Source organism: uncultured Campylobacter sp. (genome assembly GCF_937949835.1).
Taxonomy (GTDB): Bacteria; Campylobacterota; Campylobacteria; order Campylobacterales; family Campylobacteraceae; genus Campylobacter_B.
Genome location: NZ_CALEDC010000509.1, coordinates 1 through 8,475, shown reverse-complemented (window position 1 = coordinate 8,475; position 8,475 = coordinate 1). Strand labels below are relative to the sequence as shown.

Sequence of the window (8,475 nt, the reverse complement as noted above, 5' to 3'; positions counted from 1 at the left end):
AGGAAATTTATTATTTTTAGTTTTGTGAAAAATTAAAAATAATGCTATCTTAATTTTTAATATTTTATTTTTTATTAAGATTAAGAGATTAGAATTTTAAAAAAATAAAAGGGAAGAAAATGGACTTTAAAAGAGCAAGCAACTCTACGGACAAATTAGATGAATTTATAGCTGGGGCGGACACGCAAAAAGAAGCGCCGGCAAAAAAGAGCAAAGCGGCGATAGGAACGAAATTTTCAAAGGAACTGGCCGTAAAAATACGAAAAAAATATCCGACGTATACGCTGGCCAAATTTATAGAGCTCGCCCTAACGACGCCGATACCGCATATAAAAGACGATGTGCTGATAACAATTTATGATCAGGCCAAATGGTTCAACACCAGCATGAGCGAGTTTGTGCGGTTCAAAATGGGGCTTATCGAGGCGCCGCAGCCAAACGATCCAAAGGACATGCAGCATATAAAAAATTATATCGTATTCGTAAGTGATGCCAAGAAAGAGAAAATCAGGCAAATCGCAGAGAACCTAGAAGTAAGCATCCTGACGTATTCAGACGTTAAAATTTTAGCCACATACGAGCTAAAGGATATTTTTACCTTTGACGAACTGATGCAGTTTAAGGCTGAAGCGAACAACTATGACCTAGACACGGACGAATACATCGCGATGAGAATAAGAGGATAGAGCAGAGCCGGGCGATTTACTTACGCCGGGAATCGCATTATTTTAAGATAATTTTAAGTCCCCAGAAGCCCTATAAGCGACGAACGAAGTCAAAGACGATAAGTTGGACACCCAAAGCGGCAGGGGCTCGGTTTTAAGCCCCTATCTTTTCTGTTTTTTCATTTAAAATAAATTTGAACGAATAGCCGACTACTGCTTTTTTGTTTTTATTTGAGATTTGCTTTTCAAATATCAGTTTCTTAAAATAGCTCTCATTTAGCTCGTTAATGGACGGTTGGATTACCCGACAGTCGATATCTTTTGATCCGTAGCATTCAGGCGCAGACATAAAATTTTCAAAATCAGATCTAGTAAAATTTACGCATTTAAAGCCATCTTTATCGGGCTTTATATTTTCATATTGTTGCAAGAGCCGGTATAAGGTCTTTGCAAATTTGCCCCTAATCGCAACGAAATCGTAAAGGTTTATCCTCATAAATTTAAGAGTTCCAAAAAGGACGTCAAGAGCGCGCTTATTCATTCTGAAACGAAGAATCTGCTTGTTTCTAAAAGTATCGATATCGATAAAGAATACACCGACGCTTAAAATTTCATCGTCTTCCGTATGGGTAATCGATCTATAAATCGCCGAACCTTTGCGACCTAAAACCTTATCGATAAATACCTTTATTTCGTCATTGAATCTGGTTTTATTTATCCCTTTTTCATAAAAACGCGCAAGCTCGGAATACGGCATATCGATAAAGCCTTTATTTTCGGTATAGCCCATTTCTTTGGCATACCAGCAGATCGTAAAGAAAATATCATAATCCCTAGCCGTGAAATTAACCGGGAACAACACAGAGTTCATTTTGTTTCGAAAGACAAGCATGCCGCTCTTTTCGGCCTTAACAACTCTACTGGCTTTTAACACGAAATCACCTTTCTCAAAATAGAAAGAAATTTCACTCATATCTATACCTCGCAGTTTAAAGATTTAACTGCTATAATAGAGTAAATTTAATGTGTTGCGACTTAAATTTTAAAATTTTGAGCACCCAATTTCACCCTATTACGCGCCAATAATGATCTCGCTAGGCTCGATGATCGCCGTTACTTCATCTCCTACTCCTAGAGCCATCGCGGTGGCAGATTCTCGCGTGATGATCGCGGTGATGTTTTGATGCGAGCTTGTGCCTAGACAGATCTCTGCGTTTACCGCGCCGATTTTGACCTCGCTAATCGTGCCTTTGATTTGATTCGTCGTGCTAAGTTTTAGCTTCTCCGAGCTTCCTTTGGCAATGATGACGCTTGGAGCCTTGAATAAAAACAGCACATCCTTGCCAGCCTTTAGCCCTAAATTCTTTTCGCTCTCTACGGTTACCGTCGCGCATAAAATTTCGCCGCCTGCGAGTTTAGCCGTGATTTGAGAATTTACAGCGCCTGTTTGAACATCCGTAATCTCAACGCTTAGCTGATTGCGCGCAGAAAGCTTCATACCGATCTTCTCTAAGCTTAAAAGGCTCTCTTCGGTGATCTCGTCAAGCTTTAAAATTTCACTCAAAAACGTCTCGCCTGCGTGGCTGATAGCATCATAGGCGCGAATCAGCTTGTGAGCGTAGGGGGTAAGCTCCGAGCCGCTATTTTTCTTAGTGCCTTGAGTGCGGACGATGAGCGGCTTTTTGCTCGCGTTGTTGATTAAATTTAACGCATCCCAGCCGTTTTTATACGACACTCCTACGATCTCTGCGGCCTTTGTAATACTTTTAGTCTCATCTACGGCCTTAAGCAGCTTAATGTGCTTGGCTAAAAGCGATGCTTTGTTGCCAAGCAGGAATTCCAAAGCAAATTTTGCGTCCATTTTCATCCTTTCTTATTTACTTTCGCGTGATTTTATAATATATCCTCTGATATATTTCTTAAAGAGCCATAAGCTTTATTCTGCGATATAAAGAGAGAAATTCTATACGAAATTTTACCCTTATTGACAAAATTTCTTTAAATTTGTAAAATCGCCATTTTGATTTATAAAGAAGGGTCGCATTTGAAATTTATAAAAATTCTATTCTTAGCCGCGGCATTGGCACTTTGCGGCTGCTCGCAAAAGCAAGACGTAGCGCCTAGCGATACGGATGGTTTTGACGAGGAGTTCGCCAAGCGCGAGGTTTTCGATCCGCTTAGCGGCTATAACCGCGTTATGACGAGCTTTAACGACGTATTTTACTCATACATATTAACCCCCGTAGCCAGCGGTTACGACTATGTAATGCCCGATCCGATCCAGGGCGCGTTTTCAAATTTTTTCTATAATATTTTATATCCGATGAGGCTCGTAAACAACCTATTGCAGGGTAAATTTGAAAATTCTTGGGACGAGACGAAGCGATTTTTGATCAATTCGACCGTCGGCTTCGGCGGGCTTAATGATATGGCAGGCAAATACTACGGAATTCCGCGCCACGACGAGGATTTCGGGCAGACGCTCGGATATTGGGGCGTGCCGGCGGGTCCTCACATCGTCTGGCCGATCTTAGGACAGAGCAATCTCCGCGATACAGCGGGGCTTGTAGGAGATTATTTTTCAAACCCGATAAATTATATTAAAGACGGCACGGTACGAAACTCCGTCAATGGATTTAGAATATTTAACGACTACTCGCGCGATCCAAAATTTTATGAAAAAATGACCAAAGATGCGGTGGATCTGTATCCATTTTTACGCGATGCTTACGAGCAAAATCGCGAGAAACTAATAAAGGAATAACAATGAAAATTTTAAAAGTTCTAGCGCTTTGCGGAGCGCTTTTGATCTCGGCGCACGCCATTAACGATGCGGATATCGAGCCCGTGATGAGCCAAAAGGTCGCCGAGGCCGTAGGCATTATGCGAAGCAGCGCGCCCAAAGACGCAAAGCCCGCGAAAATCTTTGCGCTTTTCGACGGCTATTTTGATTATAAGATGATGGCAAAGCTCTCGCTTGCGAAGCATTACGCTAGCCTTAGCCCAGCGCAGATCGCGGAATTTAACAAAGCTTTCGAGGCGCATCTAAAGCGCTCCTTTATCGAAAAGCTTTCGCTTTATACCGATCAGGATATGAAGGTGCTAAGTAAACAAAGCCCGAGCGATAAGCGCCGCGTGCTAAAAACGCAGGTCATCGGCGAGCAGAAAAATTACGACATAGATTTTAAATTTTATCCTAACGGCTCTGATTGGCGCATCTACGATGTCGATATCGTGGGCGTCAGCTTAATTCAGACCTACCGCTCGCAGCTAGGCGACGTAACGCAAAGCTTGGGCTTTGACGAGCTTATAAAGCGGCTAAATTCCACTGTCATCAATAGCGGCGAATAGCGGCACGCCTAAAAGAGCGGTATTTGAAAAAAATTTTTCGCTTAATCGTCGCGTTTCCGAAAATCACGCTCGCGCTGTTTACGGCGCTGGCGCTCTTTTTCGGATATTACTCCACAAAGCTCGAGATCGACGCTTCGAGCCAGACGCTTCTACTAGATAATGACAAAGACCTTCAAATTTGGCGCGAAGTATCCAAACGCTACGAAACGCCGAATTTCTTGGTGCTTGCATACACTCCCGCGGGCGATCTTTTAGCGCCCGAGACGATCCGCAAAATAGCGCAGATGGACGCAGCTTTTTCCAAGCTGGATTTCGTCGCTAGCGTCACGGACATCACGAATGTGCCGCTTTTGCTAAACAAAGGTGGCGGTATGAGCGAGCTGCTTAAGCACATACCCACTCTTACCGACGCGGACGTAAATTTAACCGCGGCTAGGCGCGAGTTCGCCACAAGCCCCTTTTACGCATCAAATTTAGTAAGCGCCGATTTTCGCACTACCGCAATTTTAATAAATTTAAAGCCGCAGACCCGCTACGAGGAGCTTTTGCGCCTAAGAGACGGGGCTAAAAGCGCTCTAGAGCAAGCGGAGCACGAGGGCAACCGCTCGGGGGCTCAAATTTCACAGCTCAAAGACGCGCTTAAAGTTGCGGAGCAAAATTTCAAATCCTACCGCGACGAGCTGCGCGAAAAGGATCACCGCGACATTGTGGCTTTGCGCGCGCTGATCGCGGGCTTTGAGAAGGAATTTGCGGGCGACCGATTGTTTCTAGGCGGACTGAATATGATCGCAGACGATATGGTGGGCTACGTCCGCTCGGATCTGGCGACCTACGGACTCGGCGCCTTGGTGCTTCTGTTAGCTTGCTTTTGGCTCTTTTTTAGACAGGCGAAATTTATCCTGCTACCGCTTATCATCTGCGCGTATTCGGTCGTGCTCGCAGCGGGATTATTCGGCTTTTTGAGCTTTGAGGTCACGGTGATTAGCTCAAATTTCATAGCGCTTCAACTCATCATAACGGTTTCGGTCTGTATCCACCTAATCGTCGCCTACCGCGAGTTTAGCGCGCGCTTTCACGCCTTTTCGCAGCGCCAGCTCGTTTATGCGGTGCTGCGCGAGCGCGCAAGACCCTGCTTTTTCGCAATCTTTACGACCGTTATCGGCTTTATGTCGCTAATTTTTTGCGATATAAAACCCGTAATTTCTCTGGGAATTATGATGAGCGTAGGCATCAGTATCTCGCTAGTTACGGCATTTGGAGTATTCGGCGCGGTTATGTCGCTTCTAAGGCGCACGCACAATAACCGCAGCTTCGAGCAGCACTTTAAATTTACGCTTTGGTGCGCCGAAACGGCGCTACGTAGCAGAAGCGCGGTCTATGGCGTGTGCGCTGCGGCGGTGATCTTTGGACTATACGGTATCTCGCAGCTACGCGTCGAAAACAGCTTCATCGGCTACTTCAAAAAAAGCACCGACATCCGCGCAGGCATGGAGGTCATCGATACAAATCTCGGCGGAACGATCCCGCTTGATATCGTCGTTAAATTTAAAAGCGCGGGCGGCGCGGATTCTGCTAGCGAGAGTGAAAATTCCGCGAGCGGCAGCGCAAATTCTAAGAACGGCGAAAATTCTAATCCCGCGGGGCAAAATTTTATCGCGCATAATTCCGCTTCTCAGAATTCTACCGCTACGGCGCAAAATTCTATTGCAGAAAATTCTATGCCCCAAGGCTCCGCTGCGGCAACACAGCCAAGCGACGCCGTAAATTTAGATCAAACCCGCGCCGCAAATTTAGAGCAGAATTCCCGAGCAAAGCTCAGTCACGACATCGCAAACAAGCGACACCATAAATTTAGAGCAGAATTCCACCGCGAGCGACGATTTTGGCGATTTCGAAGCCGAATACGCCGCCAACGAAAACAAGCCGCAGTATTGGTTCACCTCCGAAAAGATGCGTATCATCAGCAAAATAGATGATTTTTTGAAGGACAAAAACGTCACGGGACACGAGTTTATCGGCAACGTAAGCTCGCTCGCATCGCTTTTAAAGCTCGGCAAGCAGATTAATCAGGGGCGCGATCTGGACGATCTGAGCCTTGCTCTAATCTACTCTGAAATGCCCGCAAACTACCGCGAAATGGTGCTTTCGCCCTTTGTGAATATCGAAGCGAACGAGGCGCACTTTAGCGTCCGCACGATAGACAGCGATCCGCGCTTACGCAGAGCAAAATTCCTAAAAGATCTGCAAAGCGGGCTAAATTCTTTGCTCGAGGGCGAGCAGGCAAGCGCACAGATTAGCGGCATAATGGTGCTTTATAACAATATGCTTCAAAGCCTGATGAGCTCACAGATAGACACTCTGGGTATCACCGTGCTCGTGCTTTTCGTGCTTTTCGTGATCATCTTTCGCTCCTTTTCATACGCACTTATCGCGATCGTCGTAAATTTAATCCCGCTTTGCGCCTGCTTCGGCATCATGGGCGTTGCGGGCATCCCGCTGGATATCATGAGTATCACGATAGCGGCGATTAGCATCGGTATCGGCGTGGACGATGTCATCCACTATATCTATCGCTACAAGCGGGAGTTTGCGTGCCTGGGCGACGAGGCTGCGGCTATCCGCGCGAGCCACGCAAGTATCGGATACGCGATGTATTATACGTCGTTTGCGATCATTTTGGGCTTTAGCGTGATGATGATGAGTAATTTCTGGCCTACGATCTACTTCGGGATGTTAATATGTCTGGTGATGAGCCTGCTTCTTTTAGGCGCGCTCATAATCCTGCCGTCGCTAATAATGAGCCGAAAGAGCTTAAAATTTAGCCTCTTTAAAGCTAAATAAATTTTATCTCGCTATAATTCCCGCATTTGGAGAGGATGGCGACCTGGTGGCGTCTGCGGACTTCAAATCCGATAGGAGGGCGGTTGACCGTTTTCCGGGGGGTTCGATTCCCTCCCTCTCTCGCCGAATTCTTTTAAAAATTCCATCTTTAAATTTTATCTTTCACGCTTTTAGCTACGTACTTCGCGAATTTATCTCAAATTTCAGCCCTAAATTTACCCGTTTTTAAGCAGGTGGGGGGGGTAGCATTGCTCGTTAACTTTTCTTGAAGTAGCGAGTATGAAATACGCATTAGGCGCCGTGCTTGCCACGTTGATTTCAACAGGATGCGGAGCGGATGAGATACAGCTCGTGAAAGACTACACTTTGCCTGATTTCAAGTCTATGAGTATCGGTACGGCGATAGAGGGTTCGAAAATCTGCAAAAATATCACCTGGAGTAAAGAGGAAAATAGCGGATTAAAAACGGTTAAGATGGTCTGCGACGTGGATGTAGAGCAGAGGCTTAAATCATATAAACAAGAGATGTTGGACTCATCTTTAAAAAGGGTTATGACTTTTTATGAGGGCAAGGCTTACGACGCGCAGGGTTTGTTTAAGCCGGCAAAAGAATACTGCAAATTAAACGAAGCTAAATTTCAAGAAACGCTTAAAAATCAAAGGCAAAATAGAATTTTTGAGGAGGAATGGAAGTCGGTCGATTGCGACGACAAACTAAAAGGGGAGATACTAAAAGAAAGCAATACCGAAATCTACATAGACTCTATTATGGAGCGCTTAAAAGCAGCCATTTATTACTCGCAAATAACGGCAGAGCAATTGGACGCGAGCTTCGGACATAAAGAAGATGGGTTATCAAAGCTTGCTATCGAGCTAAATTTTATCGTAAATGAGGGTAAAAGCGTAACTCTGTCTGATAAATTTAAACTTATCACGAACGGTAAAGAAGATCCCGTAAATAAAATGAAGTCAAAAGATGTCATAGCGGGCTTCTACGAAAGGCAATAAGCGCCTCATCTCGCGGCTAAATTTTATGAAATTTTAAAATTTAGCCGCTTTTTATATCAAAATTTCATTCAAAATTTTATGTGAAGTTTTAAATTTAAAGCGCGGCGGAAGCAGTTTTGCCCGCCGCGCTGTGAAATTTTACGCCGAGCACAAGCTTATTTATCGTGTCCTTGCAGATACGCGATCGCGCTAAGAGCGGCAACCGCGCCGTCGCCTGCCGCGCAAACGACCTGTTTAGGCGCATCCTGCCTCATATCGCCCGCCGCAAATAGCCCGTGTACGCTTGTTTGCATCTTTAAATTTACTGCGACCTGTCCGCCCGGCGTGACGTCGCAGATAAACTTGCCGCTTTCGTCTTTTAGCACCTCGTTTCGTACGTCAAGCCCCACGAATACGAAGATCCCGGGTAGTTGCAGCTCACGCGCAGCGCCGCTTGTTTTATCCTTGACAACTATGCCCGTCACGCCGCTTGCATCGCCCTTGATCTGCTCTACGAGCGCGTTTGTGATGAGCTCGATATTCTCACTTTCGCGCACCTTTTGCACAGTCGAAGGCGCGGCGCGAAACTCATCGCGGCGATGGATCAGATAGACTTTAGAACAGATTTTAG

General features: G+C 45.4%; 9 protein-coding genes. 6 read left to right on the top strand and 3 right to left on the bottom strand.

Features of this window, described 5'->3' with window-relative positions:
- Positions 1 to 119 precede the first annotated feature (119 nt).
- Positions 120 to 686, top strand: a complete 567-nt coding sequence (locus tag Q0256_RS11350; protein ID WP_297963195.1) for a hypothetical protein — start codon at positions 120 to 122, stop codon at positions 684 to 686.
- Positions 687 to 819: 133 nt separating this feature from the next.
- Here Q0256_RS11350 and Q0256_RS11345 read toward each other — a convergent pair whose 3' ends face one another.
- Entirely contained in the window at positions 820 to 1,638 is an 819-nt protein-coding gene (locus Q0256_RS11345) for a replication initiation protein (RefSeq protein ID WP_297963194.1), read from the bottom strand.
- Positions 1,639 to 1,737: 99 nt separating this feature from the next.
- Positions 1,738 to 2,526, bottom strand: coding sequence for a TOBE domain-containing protein (locus Q0256_RS11340; protein ID WP_297963193.1), 789 nt, complete (start codon positions 2,524 to 2,526; stop codon positions 1,738 to 1,740).
- 183 nt (positions 2,527 to 2,709) lie between these two features.
- Between Q0256_RS11340 and Q0256_RS11335 the strand changes: the two genes are divergently transcribed.
- The 5 genes from Q0256_RS11335 (at position 2,710) to Q0256_RS11315 (ending at position 7,865) form a co-directional block, all read left to right on the top strand.
- On the top strand, positions 2,710 to 3,429 hold the full coding sequence (locus Q0256_RS11335; protein WP_005869706.1) for a VacJ family lipoprotein: 720 nt from the start codon (positions 2,710 to 2,712) through the stop codon (positions 3,427 to 3,429).
- 2 nt (positions 3,430 to 3,431) lie between these two features.
- The gene (locus Q0256_RS11330) at positions 3,432 to 4,016 is read left to right on the top strand and encodes an ABC transporter substrate-binding protein (RefSeq protein ID WP_297963192.1); all 585 of its coding nucleotides are present in this window, start codon (positions 3,432 to 3,434) and stop codon (positions 4,014 to 4,016) included.
- 23 nt (positions 4,017 to 4,039) lie between these two features.
- Positions 4,040 to 5,992 (top strand): MMPL family transporter, encoded by a 1,953-nt coding sequence (locus Q0256_RS11325; RefSeq protein WP_297963191.1) that lies wholly within the window; start codon positions 4,040 to 4,042, stop codon positions 5,990 to 5,992.
- Positions 5,967 to 6,857 carry an MMPL family transporter gene (locus Q0256_RS11320; RefSeq protein WP_297963190.1) on the top strand — a complete coding sequence of 297 codons (891 nt, stop codon included), beginning with the start codon at positions 5,967 to 5,969 and terminating at the stop codon, positions 6,855 to 6,857. Before Q0256_RS11325 ends, Q0256_RS11320 begins: the two co-directional genes overlap by 26 nt.
- A 279-nt stretch (positions 6,858 to 7,136) precedes the next feature.
- Positions 7,137 to 7,865, top strand: coding sequence for a hypothetical protein (locus Q0256_RS11315; protein ID WP_297963189.1), 729 nt, complete (start codon positions 7,137 to 7,139; stop codon positions 7,863 to 7,865).
- A gap of 155 nt (positions 7,866 to 8,020) precedes the next feature.
- Here the strand turns inward: Q0256_RS11315 and Q0256_RS11310 are convergent.
- Positions 8,021 to 8,475, bottom strand: a 455-nt coding sequence (locus Q0256_RS11310; protein WP_297963186.1) for an FAD-dependent oxidoreductase, incomplete at its 5' end; no start/stop codon positions are given.